The sequence below is a fragment of the Enterobacter cloacae complex sp. SHL001 genome (assembly GCF_049236825.1).
In the GTDB taxonomy this organism is placed as follows: Bacteria; Pseudomonadota; Gammaproteobacteria; order Enterobacterales; family Enterobacteriaceae; genus Enterobacter; species Enterobacter hormaechei_C.
In genome coordinates, this window is record NZ_JBMKIP010000007.1 from 142,559 (window position 1) to 158,092 (window position 15,534).

Consider the following 15,534-nt stretch of genomic DNA (forward strand, 5'->3'; position numbering starts at 1 on the left):
ATGTACCAGTTTGTACTGGGAAAGATCTCCACCCTTAGCGCGGACCCGCTGGCGTCAACGCTCGCAGACATGGCACCTCAGGGTGCACGACACGCTTCCTGGCTTGCAGGCCGGACGCTGCTCGCCAGAACCTTATCCCCCTCACCGCTTCCCGAGATAATTTACGGCGAGCAGGGAAAACCGGCCTTCGCTAACGGCCATCCTCTGTGGTTTAACCTGAGCCACAGCGGGGACGACATTGCCCTGCTGATGAGCGATGAAGGTGAAGTGGGCTGCGATATCGAAGTGATCCGCCCGCGGGAGAACTGGCAGGCGCTGGCGAATGCCGTTTTCAGCCTCACCGAACATGACGAGCTGGAACGTGAAGCGCCGGAAGAGCAGCTTTCCGCATTCTGGCGCATCTGGACGCGCAAAGAGGCAATCGTCAAACAGCGTGGCGGCAGCGCGTGGCAGATTGTCAGTATTGACAGCACCGCCCAGACCCTCCCGGTCAGTCAGCTACGCTTCGGCTCGCTGAGCCTGGCGGTCTGTACCCCTACGCCTTTCACCTTAACGGCGGAAGCGGTTACTTACTCCGGTATTTCTGCGGCATAAAAATGACCAGCACGCCGAGTATAATCAAGCCGACGCCCGCCAGCCCGCGCCAGGAAAAGTGTTCTCCCCAGCCGGGCAGTAAAATTGCAGCACTCCACACCAGGATGTAACTGAGGCTCAGCAAGGCATACGCTTTGCTGAGCGCCATACGATGCAATGCCAGATACCAGCAGCCCATTGAGGCGCAATAGCCTGTCAGCCCCAGCATCAGCGCGCCCGTACCGGGGGCTATATGCCAGAGGGCTGCCCAGAAAGCGTCGCTCATCGGGGGCAGCATCACCATCGCATGACGCAGCAGCAGCTGCGCCACGCTGACTAACACTACGCTGCATAACGCCCAACACGCACCGTTCACAGGCTTCCTCCCAGCAAAATAACTCCGACGATAATCAACCCGACGCCCAGCCAGTGACGTAGCTTGACAGGCTCATGCCAGACGATTTTTGCCGCCAGCGTTACCCAGACAAAGTTAAGGCTCAGCATGGGGTAAGCCACCCCGACGGGCAGATGCTGCAATACCACCAGCCAGGCAACCATCCCGCCACCCAACATCAGCAGGGCCAGCCCAAGCCACAGGGCGACCTGCTGACCGCCGCCTGCCCGGGTCGCCTGTTTCTGGCACAGTTGACCTGCGCAGCTCAACAGGCTTGCCAGCACCAGCCAGATCCAGGCCATCACTGCGGCAGATATTGCAGGTAAGCCAGACGCCCCTGAATCGTCAGGTTGTCCGGTTTTGGCAGCCCGGCGCGGGCCAGGTCGTCGTTTTTCGACAGCAGGATCACCAGCGACACCGGTCCCTGCTGACGATGCGCTTCAAGCCAGTGCGCGATATCATCTTTGCTCACAAAACGCCCCTTAGCGTCCGGATAATCCAGGCCGTATTTCAGCTCACCGCTCTGCCCATACAAAATGATGTCATTACGCTGAAGCTCCCACGCCAGCCCGGAGGCTATACCAACGTTGTTCGCCAGGACGAATTTACTCATCTGCAATGGCTCGCGAACGGAATCCACCAGCGACTGCGGCTGTTTGGAATCCACTACCCGGTCCGGGATCGCAAAACCCACCAGCAGGGCCAGCCCGGCAGGGCAAAGCGCCGCCAGCCACCAGCGCTGCGGATTTTTAAGGGTAAACCAGCCCACCGAGGCCCAGACCAGAAACGCCACCACGGCACAGAAGACTTTGTACAATTCGACCGGTGTCCAGACTGGATGTTTAGCAAGCCCCCATGGCGATACCACCAGCGCCGCCAGCATGCCAAGCACGCCAAACGCGATATTGATCCCACCGTTAATACGTAACGCTTTTTCGGCGACGGTGCAGGCGTAGCGCGCCATCAGGATCGCCAGCGGCGCAAAGCACGGCAGGATATAGGTCGGCAGCTTGCCTTTGGCGATGCTGAAGAACAGCAGCGGCATCACTATCCAGCCCAGCAGATAAAGCCCCGCCCTCTCGTTTTCTCTGTCTCGCCATCCCAGGCGTAGCGCGCCCGGCAGCATCGCCAGCCACGGCAGACTTCCCGCGATGAGGAACGGCAGATAGTACCAGAACGGCGCTTTATGCTGGGCATCGCTCCGGGCAAAGCGCTGGATATGCTCCACCCAGAAGAAGTAACGCCAGAAATCGGGTTCACGCTGAGCGATTGCCAGCCCCCAGGGCAGGACGATAAGTACGCAGCTGAGGATCGCCAGCCAGCCGAAAACCAGCACCTCCTTCCAGCGTCGTTGCGCAATCACCCACGGCAGCACGCCAATCACCGGTACCGCCAGCGCCAGGAAGCCTTTGGTCATGACGCCCATGCCGCAGGCCAGCCCCAGCAGAATGTAGCCCCCCGCTTTTCCGGCTATCGTTTTCGCCTGCGAAGCCAGCCAGAAGCTGCACATAGCCGCCACCAGCCAGAGGGTGATAATGGGATCCAGCACGGCGTAGGTGCCGATGCCATAGACCAGGAACAGGGTTAAGAAGATCAGGCCGGAGAAGATCGCCACCCGCTTATCCTGCCAGAGACGCCAGGCCAGCCAGATCACCACCAGCGCCGTCAGCCCGGTGCAGAATATCGCCCCCGCGCGAACGGCAAAATTGGTGTGTCCAAATAGCCATTGCCCGATGCTGTTCACCCAGTAACCGGCAATGGGTTTTTCAAAGTAACGCAGCCCGAGGAAATGCGGGACGACCCAATCGCCGGAGGCCAGCATTTCGCGGCTGATTTCCGCATAGCGCGTTTCATCAGGCTGCCATAACAGGCGAAGGTTGACCGGAAGGAGGTAGTAAACGACAAACAGGGCGAGAAGCGTCAGGCCATAGCGGACTGTTTTCATAGTGCCGGGCTCACGGTTTGTTGATAGCCAAGCCAGCCTTCCCGGCCAGCCATTTCACGACGGACGATTTTTCCCAGGGGCAGCGTGCCAGGATCCTCCGGCAACAGCTGGCTTAACGGGCAGAACTGAATGCCCTCCTGCGCCGCCAGCGCAAGCAACGCGTCGAAATCCTGCTGATACGCAATGCCTTCCACTTCGGCATGGATGGTATAAACCGGCGTACCGGCATCGCGGTGCATCGCATCCAGAATGTAACGGTTGAACCTGTCGGCACTCACCTCGCGCCCGACCACTTCATCCCACGTCGGAAGGGTGACCGGAATCTGCACCGTGCCGGTTCGGTTTTCCCCCAGCAGCGGTAAAAACGGTCCGGTGCCCCGGCAATCGCTGTTGTAGCGAAAGGCAAAGTGTTCTTTGGCCTTCACCACGCGCTGGTCGGCCCGCCATCCCGCCACGGCGGAACAGCGCACAGGCTGGCCGGTAATGGCTTCCAGCTCCAGCACGCCGCGCTCAACCTCACGCGCCAGACGGGGGATATCCCACACGCCCGCCCAGGCCTGCCAGGCATGGTGATCCCAGGCGTGCAGCCCCACTTCATGATGCTGCGCGGCCTTGCAGATGATCGCTTCATTTTCCGCGCCGATGCGCCTGCCGGGCCATGCGGTTCCGGCCAGCAGGATATCCCAGCCGTAGAGCGATGCCGCGCGCGAGCGCAGCATTTTGAACAGAAAGGCCGGTTTAACCAGGCGCCACAGGTGACGCCCCATGTTGTCTGGCCCGACGCTGAAGAAAATGCTGGCACGCACGTCGTGCTTGCTCAGCAACTCCAGCAGCCGCGGCACACCCTCGCGCGTGCCGCGAAAGGTGTCGACGTCAATGCGTAAACCGACCTTTTTCATGATGCCTGTTCCGACAGCTCCACGGTGCGCAGGAAGAAGTCGAGCGTTTCATCAATGGTCTGCTCCATCTTCACCGTCGGCGTCCAGTTCAGGCAGCGCTTCGCATTGCGGATGCTCGGCTTGCGGTGCTCAACGTCCTGATAACCCTTGCCGTAGTAGCTGCTGCTCTCCACTTCGCGGAAACCGGCAAACGGCGGGAACTGGCTGCGCAGCGGGTGACGTTCAAAGCTTGCCAGCAGCATTTCCGCCAGCTCGCGGATGCTCGCTTCGTTGTCCGGGTTACCGATGTTGATGATCTCTCCGTTACAGCGGCCGTCTTTGTTTTCGATGATGCGGAACAGCGCTTCAATACCGTCGCTGATATCGGTGAAGCAACGTTTCTGTTTGCCACCTTCAATCAGCTTAATGGGCGAACCTTCCACCAGGTTGAGGATCAGCTGGGTGATGGCGCGGGAGCTGCCGATACGCGCGGCGTTCAGGTTGTCCAGGCGCGGCCCCATCCAGTTAAACGGACGGAACAGGGTAAAGCGTAGTCCCTCTTTCTCGCCGTAGGCCCAAATCACGCGATCCAGCAGCTGCTTGGAGACGGAGTAGATCCAGCGCTGCTTGTTAATCGGCCCGACCACCAGACTGGAGGTGTCTTCATCGAAGTTATTGTCGGTACACATGCCGTACACTTCCGACGTCGACGGGAAGATGATGCGCTTATCGTATTTCACGCAGTCGCGGATAATCTTCAGGTTCTCTTCGAAATCGAGTTCGAACACGCGCAGCGGGTTACGGGTGTATTCAATCGGGGTGGCAATCGCCACCAGCGGCAGCACCACGTCACATTTTTTGATGTGGTACTCGATCCATTCGGAATGGATGCTGATGTCCCCTTCAACGAAGTGGAAACGGGGATTAGTGAGGAATCGACCGATCGCATCGGATCCGATATCGAGACCGTAGATCTCGTAATTGTCGTCTTCCAGCAGCCGTTCGGTCAGATGGTTACCGATAAACCCGTTTACGCCGAGGATTAAGACGCGCGTGCGGCGTTTGATCGCCACCACCGGCGCGCTGGTGATCAGCGCCCCCGCCACCAGCCCCAGAGACTGCGCCAGCTGCGCCCCCTGCACGTACAGCCCGTTATCCGTTTGTCCGGTGACGATCTCCAGCGCCTGCTCGCCGCAGCTCACAATCAGCGGAGAGACGGAGATGACGGTGCCCGGTTTTGCCGCCGGAATGTCCTCACGCACGCGGGATTTCCAGACGATAAATTTACTGACCCCGGCGAAGCTGTACGCGCCCGGCCACGGGTCGGTCACGGCGCGCACCAGGTTATGCAGCTGACGCGCCGGTTTCGCCCAGTCCAGTCGCCCGTCCTCCGGCGTGCGGCGACCAAAACTGCTTGCCTTGCTTTCGTCCTGCGCGGTTTCGGTAAAAGTCCCCTGACGGATCGTCGGCAGCGCGTCGCGAAGCAGGCTTTGCGCGGCGATGCAGAGCTTGTGGTGCAGCTCCAGCGCCGTTTCATCAGCGCCAATGCCCACTTTCAGCTGTGCCACGATACCGCCCGCATCGGCACGGCGTACCATTTTGTGCAGCGTTACGCCGGTTTCCATTTCACCGTTAACCAGCGCCCAGTTCAGCGGCGCACGGCCACGGTAGGCAGGCAGCAGCGAGCCGTGCAGGTTAAATGCGCCTTTTGTCGCCACGCTCAGGATGTCGTCGCAAAGCAGATTGCGGTAGTAGAAAGAGAAAATCACGTCCGGCGCAAGCTTCTGAATACGATCCACCCACAGCGGATGGTTCACATCGTCCGGGGCGTAAACCGGAATACCGTGTTCAGCCGCAATACGCGCCACCGAGCCGAAGAAGTGGTTTTCCCCGGCAACATCCGGATGGGTGAAGATGGCGGTAATGTCGAAGCCTGCGTCCAGCAAGGCTTGCGTGCCCGTGCAACCCATATCGTGATAGGCAAAGACGACGGTTTTCATGGGTGGTTTTCCTCTTGAGATGCCAGGTGCTCCTGACGGACAACACGTTGAATAAAATAGCGCGGACGCGCGCGAACATCGTTGTAAATACGGCCAATGTACTCACCCAGCAGACCCATACCGATGAACTGGGCGCCAATGAACGTGAACAGCACGGCAAACAGCATAAAGACCCCTTCCGCCGCCCACTGGGGACCAAAGACCAGCCGCAGAACGACCAGCAGAACGGAAAGCGCAAACCCGGCCAGCGCGATAACGCTGCCGAACACGCTCAACAGGCGCAGTGGCGTGGTGGTCAGGCAGGTGATCAGGTCGTACATCAGGTTGATGAGACGCATGAAGCTGTACTTTGACTCCCCGTGCTCGCGCTCGGCGTGCAGCACCGGGATCTCCGTCGCTTTACGGGCAAAGGTGTTCGCCAGAATCGGAATGAAGGTGCTGCGCTCATGGCAGTGCAGCATGGCGTCGACGATGTGGCGGCGATAGGCGCGCAGCATGCAGCCGTAGTCGCCCATCGCTTTACCGGTGGTGCGCTGGATCAGACGGTTGATGGTGCGAGACGCCAGCTTACGGAACAGGCTGTCCTGGCGGTTTTGCCGCACGGTGCCGACCACGTCGTAGCCCTCGTCGGCTTTGGCAACCAGGCGTGGGATCTCTTCCGGCGGGTTTTGCAGATCAGCATCCAGGGTAATCACCAGATCGCCCGTAACGTGGCTGAACCCGGCCATAATTGCCGAGTGCTGGCCGTAGTTACGGTTGAGCAGTACGGCAACAATGTGGCTGCCCTCCGCCTGCGCGGCGTCGGTCAGCATCCGCGCGGAATTGTCGCTGCTGCCGTCGTCCACCAGCAGAATTTCATAAGCTTTGCCGAGCGTCTCGCAGGCGGCAGTCGTGCGGCGGATCAGTTCCGGCAGGCTCTCCTGCTCGTTATAGACCGGGATCACCACGGAAACTTTTTGTACAGGCGGCGCACTGAACATATCAATGTCCTGCAAGCTGATGGAGCGCGGTAATGACGCGGGTTGTGTCGTCATGGGTCATGTCCGGGAAAAGGGGGAGAGAACAAATGCACGCGCTGTTCCATTCAGAGTTCGGAAGCGACACATCAGGGAAACGCTCGCGGTAGTATTTTTGCGTATGTGCCGCACGGAAATGCAGGCCCGTACCGATGCCCTGCTCCTTCAGCGCGGCCATCAGGGCATCACGCGAGAGGCCGCACCGGGCCTCATCCACGCGAATGATAAACAGGTGCCAGGCGTGCAGATGCGGCCAGGACGGAATGCGCAGCGGCTGGAAAGGGGTATCCGAGAGTTCAAGCAGGTAGCGGTCGGCAATGTCGCGACGGCGCCTGTTGGCTTCGCCCAGCTTGCCGAGCTGCACCAGCGCCAGCGCGGCGTTGATATCCGCGAGGTTGTATTTAAAACCCGGGGTGATGACCTCGGCCTGCGGCGCGCGGCCATGGGTCTGGCGGTCATAGGCATCAACGCCCAGACCGTGGAACTTCAGGCTACGGATGTTTTGCGCCAGCTGCTCGTCATCCGTCACCACCAGCCCACCTTCGGCGCAGGTCATGTTTTTGATGGCGTGGAAGGAGAATATTGCGGTGCCCCGCCAGCCTACATGACGGCTGTGGTAGTACGTTCCGGCGGCATGGGCCGCGTCTTCAATGACAGGAATACCGTGACGTTCACCGACGGCGCGGATGGCGTCAATATCGCACGGCGCACCCGCATAATGAACCGGCACAATGGCTTTGGTGCGAGGCGTAACGGCGGCGTCGACCGCTTCAGGCGTTACCATCAGCGTGTCTCTGTCGACGTCGATCATCACCGGTATGGCACCCAGCAGCACGATCATATTCAGCGTCGATACCCAGGTCAGGGAGGGCGTAATCACCTCATCGCCGGGACCAATCCCCATCGCCATCAGGGTGACGTGCATCCCCGCCGTGGCAGAGGAGACGGCAATCGCATGACGGTTTCCCGTCAGCGTACAGAACGCCTCTTCAAGCATCTGATTTTTCGGCCCGGTGGTGATCCAGCCGGAGGTTACTACCTCCTGTACCGCGGCGATTTCCTCCGCGCCCATTGAGGGCCGGGAAAAAGGCAAAAAATCACGCATTATTAATTTCCTTGAGTTATGCATGGCAACTTTTTGATATTAACCAAATGCCGATGCGTTTATTTCAACGAACCATAAACTCATCTCAAGGTAACGTTCATTTCTTAGGGAAAAATTAAGATGGTGATAAAAAGGAGGAATGAATTGATATAAATTCATTATTAAACAATGGGTTAAGTAATTATAAATTATTTATTATGTGATTCCGCTCACCGTATTAAAGTCAATTATCTAAACCAAACATCAACAAATAAAAAAATCCCCGACCATTTCCAATAAATATGAAATGAGTCGGGAACTTTTCTTTTTAGTTAATTGTCGCGCTTATTTTAAATTATCAGGAAAGTTTTTTGGCAACTCGCTGGCCGCGCACGCAATAACGCTGTCGTCATTCGCACCGCAGTCGCGCACGAAGGTGATGGTGGCAAATTCATCAATCACTTCGGTTGGATACGCTGGCCCGGCATCACGGTAGCTATTCATCAGTGGAATGTGATCGTTCTGGAAGCAGACGGTTTTTTCCGGATTATTCATGACCCAGCGCGGGAAGAAGATGGTGCCGTGGAACAGGCTGTCGCCCAGGTTCACGATCAGGCTCACGTCGGTACCGGTTGGCTCCGTCCAGGAAATTTTATAGATGCTCTCCCCAACACGAACAATGTAGGCCTGCTGATCTTTCACCCAACGGTTGCCCACCAGACCGCTGTGAATACGGTAGTCCAGGGTGTTTTCGTTTTTAACGTAAATTTCGTAGTTCCAGCCATTATCGTAGGTATATACCAGATGTTTGCCGACGAAGCCGCTTAAATCATGTTTATCGAAGGTGCTCATACGATGTCTCCTTTGTTTTGATGAGACGATCGTACCCCTTCAAAAAATGAATGAATAACGCTATGTTTGAATCAAATTCATCCAAAATTTAGATTAATTATGCACAAGACGACGCTCGAACAGTGGGCCTTGCTGGAGAGAGTCATCGAGGCTGGCAGCTTCGCTAAGGCGGCGGAAGAAACCCACCGCAGCCAGTCCTCGGTCAGCTATAACCTGTCGCTGTTGCAGGAGCGGCTGGGCGTGGCGCTCCTGATGACAGAGGGACGGCGTGCCGTGCTGACACCGGCGGGTGAGCTGTTGCTGAATCAGGTTAAACCGCTGCTGAAAGCCTTCGCCTATGTTGAAACGCGCGCTGCGACCCTGCGCAGCGGGATGCGAACCCGTATCGACCTGATGGTAGACAGTATTTTTCCGCGCAGCCGGCTGTTCGCGATTTTGCGCCAGTTTCAGCAGCTGTACCCGCAAACGCAGGTGCGGCTTACCGAGGTGCTGGAAAACAGCCGCGCGGATGCGCTCAATGATGAAGCCGACGTGATGGTCTTAACCCGCCGCCAGGACATTACCGGCCTGGGCGAATGGCTGATGAATATCGATTTTGTTGCCGTCGCGCATCACGCTCACCCGCTGTTTGCGCTGGATACACCGCTTAACGACGAGATGCTACGACCGTGGCCGCGCATTCAGATCGCAGACAGCCAGCCCACCGCTCACCCTACCGGGGAGTCGTGGACCTTCTCCACCATCGATGCCGCGATCGAAGCGGTGATGTATCAGGTTGGATACGGCTGGTTACCGGAAGAACGCATTCAGACCCCGCTCCAGCAGGGCATCCTTAAAACGCTGCCGCTCAGCCACGGCGTACGTCGCGCCACGCCGCTGCACCTCATCGTCAAACGCTCCCTCAGCCCGCTGGACGAGCAGGTTGAGACGCTGTTGCGCCTTTTTAAACAGGAGCCGTCATCGTCAAGTGCTACGCTTTAAGTTTTGAACCATAAGATGACAAGGAGCGAATGATGAAAATTGATTTAACGGGGAAAGTAGCGCTGGTGACCGCGTCCACCGGCGGTATTGGGTTTGCCATCGCCCGCGGGCTGGCGGAGAGCGGTGCGGAAGTGATCGTGAACGGGCGCAGCGTCGACTCGGTGAACAAAGGCATTCAGGCGCTACAGCAGGTGGTGCCGGGCGTACAGGTCCGTGCCGCCATAGCCGATCTAAGCTCGCAGGAGGGCGTTGACGAACTGCTCAGGGTTGCCACGCACGTCGATATTCTGGTGAATAACGCCGGGATCTATGGCCAGCAGGATTTTTATTCCACCGACGACGAGACCTGGGAACGCTACTGGCAGACCAACGTGATGTCCGGCGTGCGCCTCTCCCGTGCCCTGCTGCCAGGCATGGTACAAAAGGGCTGGGGTCGGGTAGTGTTTATCTCGTCAGAATCGGCCTGCAATATTCCTGCGGATATGATCCACTATGGCGTGACAAAAACCGCCCAGCTCTCGCTGGCGCGCGGTCTGGCGAAGTTCGTGGCAGGCAGCGGCGTGACGGTGAACAGCGTGCTGCCGGGCCCGACAATGTCGGACGGTTTTGCCGCGATGATGAAAGACGAGATCGAAAGAACCGGTAAATCGCTGGAACAGCTGGCGAAAGAGTTCGTGATGGCAAATCGCCCCAGCTCGGTGATCCAGCGCGCCGCCACGGTGGAAGAAGTGGCAAATATGGTGGTATATGTCTGTTCCATGCAGGCCTCCGCGACTTCCGGCGCGGCGCTGCGCGTTGACGGCGGCGTGGTGGATGACATTGTTTGACCCGTCAGGCCACAGGTTCAGGAAAAAATGCGACCTGATATAAGGACTGTGAAGGTAAAGCAGGTAAACTAGTGAACAGAATGTGTATTTCAGCTAAGACGTATTTATGACCAATATGATTGCCGACGAAGCCGTGGCGAAGTCCAGCGTGCTCTCTGTCTTTGACTTTGATGGTACGTTGACGCACCACGACAGTTTTATCCCGTTCCTGCGCTTTGCCTTTGGCAAGCGCTACTTTGCTGGCCGACTGGTGCGCATGGCCCTGCCTACGCTGCACTGTGTGCGCCGCAAGCTGACGCGAGATGAGCTGAAAGAGGTGTTGATCAAAACCTTCCTGACGGGGGTGGATGAGCACTGGTTACGTCAGCAGGCGGAAGCCTTCTGTGAAAAATACTGGAACAAGCTGATGCGCCCGGAAGGTGTGCTGGCCGTCGCCAACGAGGTCAATTCCGGTGCGGAAGTGACGATTTGCTCTGCTTCCCCGGCGCTGGTATTGCAGCCGTGGGCCGATAAGCTCGGCATTAAGCTGATTGGCACGCAGCTGGAAGTGAAAGACGGCAAGCTGACCGGGCGGATCACCGGCCACAACTGCCGTTGTGCCCAGAAGGTGGCGAGGCTGGAGAAGGTGTATGGGGATTTGAACGCGTATCACCTGCGCGCCTGGGGCGACACGCGTGGCGACCACGAGTTGCTGGCGGCGGCGCAGGATCCGCACTGGCGGCATTTTCATCATCCGAGCAAGCGCCGAAATTCACCAATTAAGGGTTAGGTGCGGCCCGGTGCCCTCACCCCGGCCCTCTCCCACAGGGAGAGGGAGAAAAGCGGTACATCAGGCCTCACGTTTTCCCGGGAACATCACGCTCGCAATAATCCCCAGCGCCAGTACCCCCAGCACCACAAACAGGCTTGCCGTGGCGCCGATGTTATAACCGTGATGCCAGAAGTGGTCGGTCGCATTCAGCCCCAGCTTGAACGCCACGAAGAACAGCAGTAACACCACCGCTTTCTCCAGATGCACCAGATACTGCTTCAGCGCTTCCAGCACGAAGTAGAGGGTACGCAGGCCGAGGATCGCGAACATCATTGCGCTGTAGATAATCAGCGGCTCACGGCTGACGGCAATGATTGCGGGTACGGAATCGAAGGCGAACATCACGTCGGACAGCTCCACCACCGCGACGCAGAGCAGCAGCGGCGTCGCGTAGCGCTTCGCCTTCTTCACGCGGCCTACCATCACATCCTTGTTTTCAGGTTTCTCCAGTTCGGCATCCACCTCTTTCTGGGTCAGGATAAACGCATGGCTGCTGATTTTTGGCCACACCGGGTAGAAGCGTTTCACCAGGCGGTACGCCAGATGGTTGGAGTAATCTTCTACTTCATCGCTCTCTTCATTGCGTTTCAGCATCATCACCGCCGTCCAGCCGACGACCAGCGCAAAAATGACCTCAACATACGGTCCCAGGCTCAGCAGGCTGGTGCCAATGGCAACAAAAATACCACGGAACACAATCGCCCCGAGCACGCCCCAGTAGAGCACGCGGTGACGATATCTATCCGGCACGCCAAACCAGGCGAAGATCGCCATCATCACAAACAGGTTGTCGACGGAGAGCACCTCTTCCAGCGCATAGCCGGTCAGGAACAGACTGGCCATCTCCGCGCCGTGGTGCACGTATAAGAATCCGGCGAAGGCCATCGCCATCATGACCCAGAAGATGGACCACATGACCGCGCTTTTCAGCGAGATCGGTTTATCGTGACGGTGCATGAAGAGGTCGATAAACATCGCCCCAACGGCCATCACCACGAAGACAACAACGGTTTCCGTCGGGAAACCGAGATGAGCAGCAGACATAGACAACCCTTTTAAGAAGACAAAACACCATGCACACAATAAAAAGCGTGGACCCGATAAGGACGCAGCACGCTAAAAAAATAAATATTAACCGTTCTTTTCAGCGAGTGCCTGCGCGCATGCCCAGGCACTGGCCCACGCCCACTGGAAGTTATACCCGCCGAGCCAGCCGGTCACGTCCATCACTTCACCAATGAAATAAAGACCCGGCACGTTGCGGGCTTCCATCGTGCGGGATGAGAGTTCGTTTGTATCCACGCCGCCCAGCGTCACTTCCGCCGTGCGGTAGCCTTCGGTGCCGTTTGGCTGTACGCGCCAGTTCGTCAGCGTCTCCACCAGCGCTTCCTGCTCGCGGCTGTTGAGCTGCTTGAGCGCGACATCCGGAATTTGCCCTAATACCTGCAAGCACTCCACGAGACGCTTCGGCAGCTGCATCGCCAGGGTATTTTTCAGGCTTTGATTCGGGTGCGCGGCGCGTTGCTCGTTGAGGAAGGCGTCCAGATCGCAGTCCGGCACCAGGTTTACGGAGACAAACTCCCCCGGCTGCCAGTAGCTGGAGATCTGCAATACCGCCGGGCCCGAGAGTCCGCGATGGGTAAAGAGCAGATTTTCGCGGAACACCGTGCCGTCTTCGGCCGTAATGACCGACGGCACAGACACGCCGGAGAGCGTCTGAAGCTGTTCCAGCAGGGGCTTATGCAGCGTGAACGGTACCAGCCCGGCGCGGGTGGGCAGTACCTTCAGGCCAAACTGCTCGGCAATTTTATAGCCGAACGGTGAGGCGCCCAGACCCGGCATCGAGAGGCCGCCGCTGGCGATCACCAGGTTATCGGCGCTGACGGTTTCACCGTTGAGTTGCAGCGTGTAGCCCTCCTCGTCACGGGCGACGTCCAGCACTTCGGTGCGCAGGCGCATAACTACGCCGCCTTTTTCGCACTCGGCCACCAGCATATCGACAATTTGCTGCGCGGAGTCGTCGCAGAACAGCTGCCCCAGCGTCTTCTCATGCCACGCGATACCGTGTTTACCCACCAGCTCGATAAAATCCCACTGGGTGTAGCGCGCCAGCGCAGATTTGCAAAAATGACGGTTCTGGCTCAAATAGGCCGCAGGCTCGACATAAAGATTAGTAAAGTTGCATCGCCCGCCGCCAGACATCAGGATCTTGCGGCCAGGCTTTTTTCCGTTATCCAGCAGCAGCACGCGACGACCCGCTTGTCCGGCCATCGCCGCACAAAACATACCCGCCGCACCGGCGCCAATTACTACGGCATCAAACCTTTCCACGTCAAAATCCTCTTCGTTAACTGCCGCGGATTGTAAAGTTTCCTCAGTGGTCGCACCAGCGTAAAAAGATATTACAAAGCCATTTCATTGATATTTAAAGATTATCCTTTCAGGCACATTTCTCAAATCAGGTGGTATGTCAAAAAAAGTCTATATTTCACTTTGCCCGTTGCGCATTTGTCCTGGATAATGCGCCGCGTTCATGTCCTCAAAATGGCGTAACGTCCTATGCTACATTTGTTTGCCGGCCTGGATTTACATACCGGGCTTTTATTATTGCTTGCTCTGGTTTTTGTGCTGTTTTACGAAGCGATCAACGGCTTCCACGACACTGCAAACGCAGTAGCAACGGTTATCTACACTCGCGCAATGCGATCGCAGCTTGCGGTCGTGATGGCGGCGGTATTTAACTTTTTTGGTGTCCTCCTGGGCGGACTGAGCGTTGCGTATGCCATTGTGCATATGCTGCCAACGGATCTGCTGCTTAACGTGAGTTCCGGTCATGGCCTGGCCATGGTGTTCTCAATGCTGCTTGCTGCGATTATCTGGAACCTCGGTACCTGGTATTTCGGCCTGCCGGCATCCAGCTCTCACACCCTCATCGGCGCGATTATCGGTATCGGGTTAACCAATGCCCTGATGACCGGGACCTCCGTCGTTGATGCGCTGAACATCCCGAAAGTTCTCGGTATTTTCGGCTCTCTGATCATCTCCCCTATCGTCGGTCTGGTGGTGGCGGGTGGCTTGATTTTCATCCTGCGTCGCTACTGGAGCAACACGAAAAAACGTGCGCGTATCCATCTGACGCCAGCAGAGCGTGAGAAGAAAGACGGCAAGAAAAAGCCGCCGTTCTGGACGCGTATCGCGCTGATCATTTCCGCTATCGGCGTCGCCTTCTCTCATGGCGCGAACGATGGTCAGAAAGGTATCGGCCTGGTGATGCTGGTTCTGATTGGCGTCGCACCGGCGGGCTTCGTGGTTAACATGAACGCCTCCGGTTACGAAATCACCCGTACCCGTGATGCGGTGAACAACGTTGAGACTTACTTCCAGCAGCATCCTGATTTGCTGAAGAAAGCGACCGGCGTGGACCAGCTGATTCCTTCTCCGGAGTCAGGCGCAACGACGGCACCGGGCGAGTTCCATTGCCATCCGGCAAACGCGATTAACGCGCTGGAACGTGCGAAAGGCATGCTGGCCGATATCGAAAGCTATGACAAACTGGCTGTTGAACAGCGTGGTCAACTGCGTCGCATCATGCTCTGTATCTCCGACGTGACCGATAAAGTCGCGAAGCTGCCAGAGGTTAATGCTGACGACCAACGTCTGCTGAAGAAACTGAAAGGCGATATGCTCAACACCATTGAGTACGCGCCAATCTGGATCATCATGGCGGTCGCGCTGGCGCTGGGTATCGGTACGATGATTGGCTGGCGTCGTGTGGCGACCACCATCGGTGAAAAGATCGGTAAGAAAGGCATGACCTATGCGCAGGGTATGTCCGCGCAGATGACGGCAGCGGTATCTATCGGTCTGGCGAGCTACACCGGTATGCCAGTCTCCACCACCCACGTACTCTCTTCGTCCGTGGCAGGTACCATGATTGTTGACGGCGGCGGTTTGCAGCGTAAAACCGTGACCAACATTCTGATGGCCTGGGTGTTCACCCTCCCGGCGTCCATCCTGCTGTCTGGCGGTCTGTACTGGATTTCGCTGAAGCTGATTTAATCGGCTGAAGGCGACAAAAAAGCGGGTCAGGAAACTGGCCCGCTTTTTTTATGGCTGCTATTTGCCATGAAGCATTTGATAACATGAGGATTTTCTGAACATTTTTTGTTCAAT

The 15,534-nt window shown here is 57.4% G+C and carries 15 protein-coding genes; 5 read left to right on the forward strand and 10 right to left on the reverse strand.

Annotated elements, in window-relative coordinates:
• Positions 1–594: a 4'-phosphopantetheinyl transferase AcpT gene (acpT, locus tag ACOTYH_RS18370; protein WP_015571496.1), complete on the forward strand. Its 594-nt coding sequence runs from the start codon at positions 1–3 to the stop codon at positions 592–594.
• On the opposite strand, the gene arnF is transcribed toward acpT, so the two are convergent.
• The 8 genes from arnF to ACOTYH_RS18410 all read right to left on the reverse strand — a co-directional run bounded on the left by arnF (position 566) and on the right by ACOTYH_RS18410 (position 8,742).
• On the reverse strand, positions 566–949 hold the full coding sequence (gene arnF, locus ACOTYH_RS18375) for a 4-amino-4-deoxy-L-arabinose-phosphoundecaprenol flippase subunit ArnF (RefSeq protein WP_063138893.1): 384 nt from the start codon (positions 947–949) through the stop codon (positions 566–568). The genes acpT and arnF overlap by 29 nt on opposite strands.
• Complete coding sequence (gene arnE / locus ACOTYH_RS18380; RefSeq protein ID WP_421637863.1) at positions 946–1,269, reverse strand: 4-amino-4-deoxy-L-arabinose-phosphoundecaprenol flippase subunit ArnE; 324 nt, start codon at positions 1,267–1,269, stop codon at positions 946–948. Before arnE ends, arnF begins: the two co-directional genes overlap by 4 nt.
• Positions 1,269–2,912, reverse strand: coding sequence for a lipid IV(A) 4-amino-4-deoxy-L-arabinosyltransferase (gene arnT, locus ACOTYH_RS18385; protein ID WP_246933543.1), 1,644 nt, complete (start codon positions 2,910–2,912; stop codon positions 1,269–1,271). Before arnT ends, arnE begins: the two co-directional genes overlap by 1 nt.
• The gene (gene arnD / locus ACOTYH_RS18390; protein WP_062939217.1) at positions 2,909–3,811 is read right to left on the reverse strand and encodes a 4-deoxy-4-formamido-L-arabinose-phosphoundecaprenol deformylase; all 903 of its coding nucleotides are present in this window, start codon (positions 3,809–3,811) and stop codon (positions 2,909–2,911) included. The genes arnT and arnD overlap by 4 nt, the downstream gene beginning before the upstream one ends.
• On the reverse strand, positions 3,808–5,790 hold the full coding sequence (gene arnA / locus ACOTYH_RS18395) for a bifunctional UDP-4-amino-4-deoxy-L-arabinose formyltransferase/UDP-glucuronic acid oxidase ArnA (RefSeq protein WP_032669021.1): 1,983 nt from the start codon (positions 5,788–5,790) through the stop codon (positions 3,808–3,810). The genes arnD and arnA overlap by 4 nt, the downstream gene beginning before the upstream one ends.
• Positions 5,787–6,770 carry an undecaprenyl-phosphate 4-deoxy-4-formamido-L-arabinose transferase gene (gene arnC / locus ACOTYH_RS18400; protein WP_017384101.1) on the reverse strand — a complete coding sequence of 328 codons (984 nt, stop codon included), beginning with the start codon at positions 6,768–6,770 and terminating at the stop codon, positions 5,787–5,789. The genes arnA and arnC overlap by 4 nt, the downstream gene beginning before the upstream one ends.
• Position 6,771: 1 nt before the next feature.
• Entirely contained in the window at positions 6,772–7,911 is a 1,140-nt protein-coding gene (gene arnB / locus ACOTYH_RS18405; RefSeq protein WP_063151670.1) for a UDP-4-amino-4-deoxy-L-arabinose aminotransferase, read from the reverse strand.
• A 324-nt stretch (positions 7,912–8,235) separates the two neighbouring features.
• A complete protein-coding gene (locus ACOTYH_RS18410; protein ID WP_017384099.1) occupies positions 8,236–8,742 on the reverse strand; it encodes a phenolic acid decarboxylase in 507 nt (168 codons plus the stop codon).
• Positions 8,743–8,841: 99 nt separating this feature from the next.
• Between ACOTYH_RS18410 and ACOTYH_RS18415 the strand changes: the two genes are divergently transcribed.
• The 3 genes from ACOTYH_RS18415 (at position 8,842) to ACOTYH_RS18425 (ending at position 11,319) form a co-directional block, all read left to right on the forward strand.
• Positions 8,842–9,723 (forward strand): LysR family transcriptional regulator, encoded by an 882-nt coding sequence (locus ACOTYH_RS18415; protein WP_017693822.1) that lies wholly within the window; start codon positions 8,842–8,844, stop codon positions 9,721–9,723.
• A 32-nt stretch (positions 9,724–9,755) separates the two neighbouring features.
• Positions 9,756–10,550: an SDR family NAD(P)-dependent oxidoreductase gene (locus tag ACOTYH_RS18420; protein WP_032649780.1), complete on the forward strand. Its 795-nt coding sequence runs from the start codon at positions 9,756–9,758 to the stop codon at positions 10,548–10,550.
• Positions 10,551–10,656: 106 nt separating this feature from the next.
• Positions 10,657–11,319 carry an HAD family hydrolase gene (locus ACOTYH_RS18425; RefSeq protein ID WP_003861228.1) on the forward strand — a complete coding sequence of 221 codons (663 nt, stop codon included), beginning with the start codon at positions 10,657–10,659 and terminating at the stop codon, positions 11,317–11,319.
• Between the two features lie 60 nt (positions 11,320–11,379).
• Here the strand turns inward: ACOTYH_RS18425 and ACOTYH_RS18430 are convergent, their stop codons facing one another.
• Both ACOTYH_RS18430 and ACOTYH_RS18435 read right to left on the reverse strand, forming a co-directional pair.
• The gene (locus tag ACOTYH_RS18430; RefSeq protein WP_015571505.1) at positions 11,380–12,405 is read right to left on the reverse strand and encodes a TerC/Alx family metal homeostasis membrane protein; all 1,026 of its coding nucleotides are present in this window, start codon (positions 12,403–12,405) and stop codon (positions 11,380–11,382) included.
• A gap of 87 nt (positions 12,406–12,492) precedes the next feature.
• Positions 12,493–13,692 carry an NAD(P)/FAD-dependent oxidoreductase gene (locus ACOTYH_RS18435; RefSeq protein WP_047642289.1) on the reverse strand — a complete coding sequence of 400 codons (1,200 nt, stop codon included), beginning with the start codon at positions 13,690–13,692 and terminating at the stop codon, positions 12,493–12,495.
• 228 nt (positions 13,693–13,920) lie between these two features.
• Between ACOTYH_RS18435 and pitA the strand changes: the two genes are divergently transcribed.
• On the forward strand, positions 13,921–15,420 hold the full coding sequence (pitA, locus tag ACOTYH_RS18440; protein ID WP_003861225.1) for an inorganic phosphate transporter PitA: 1,500 nt from the start codon (positions 13,921–13,923) through the stop codon (positions 15,418–15,420).
• Positions 15,421–15,534 lie beyond the last annotated feature (114 nt).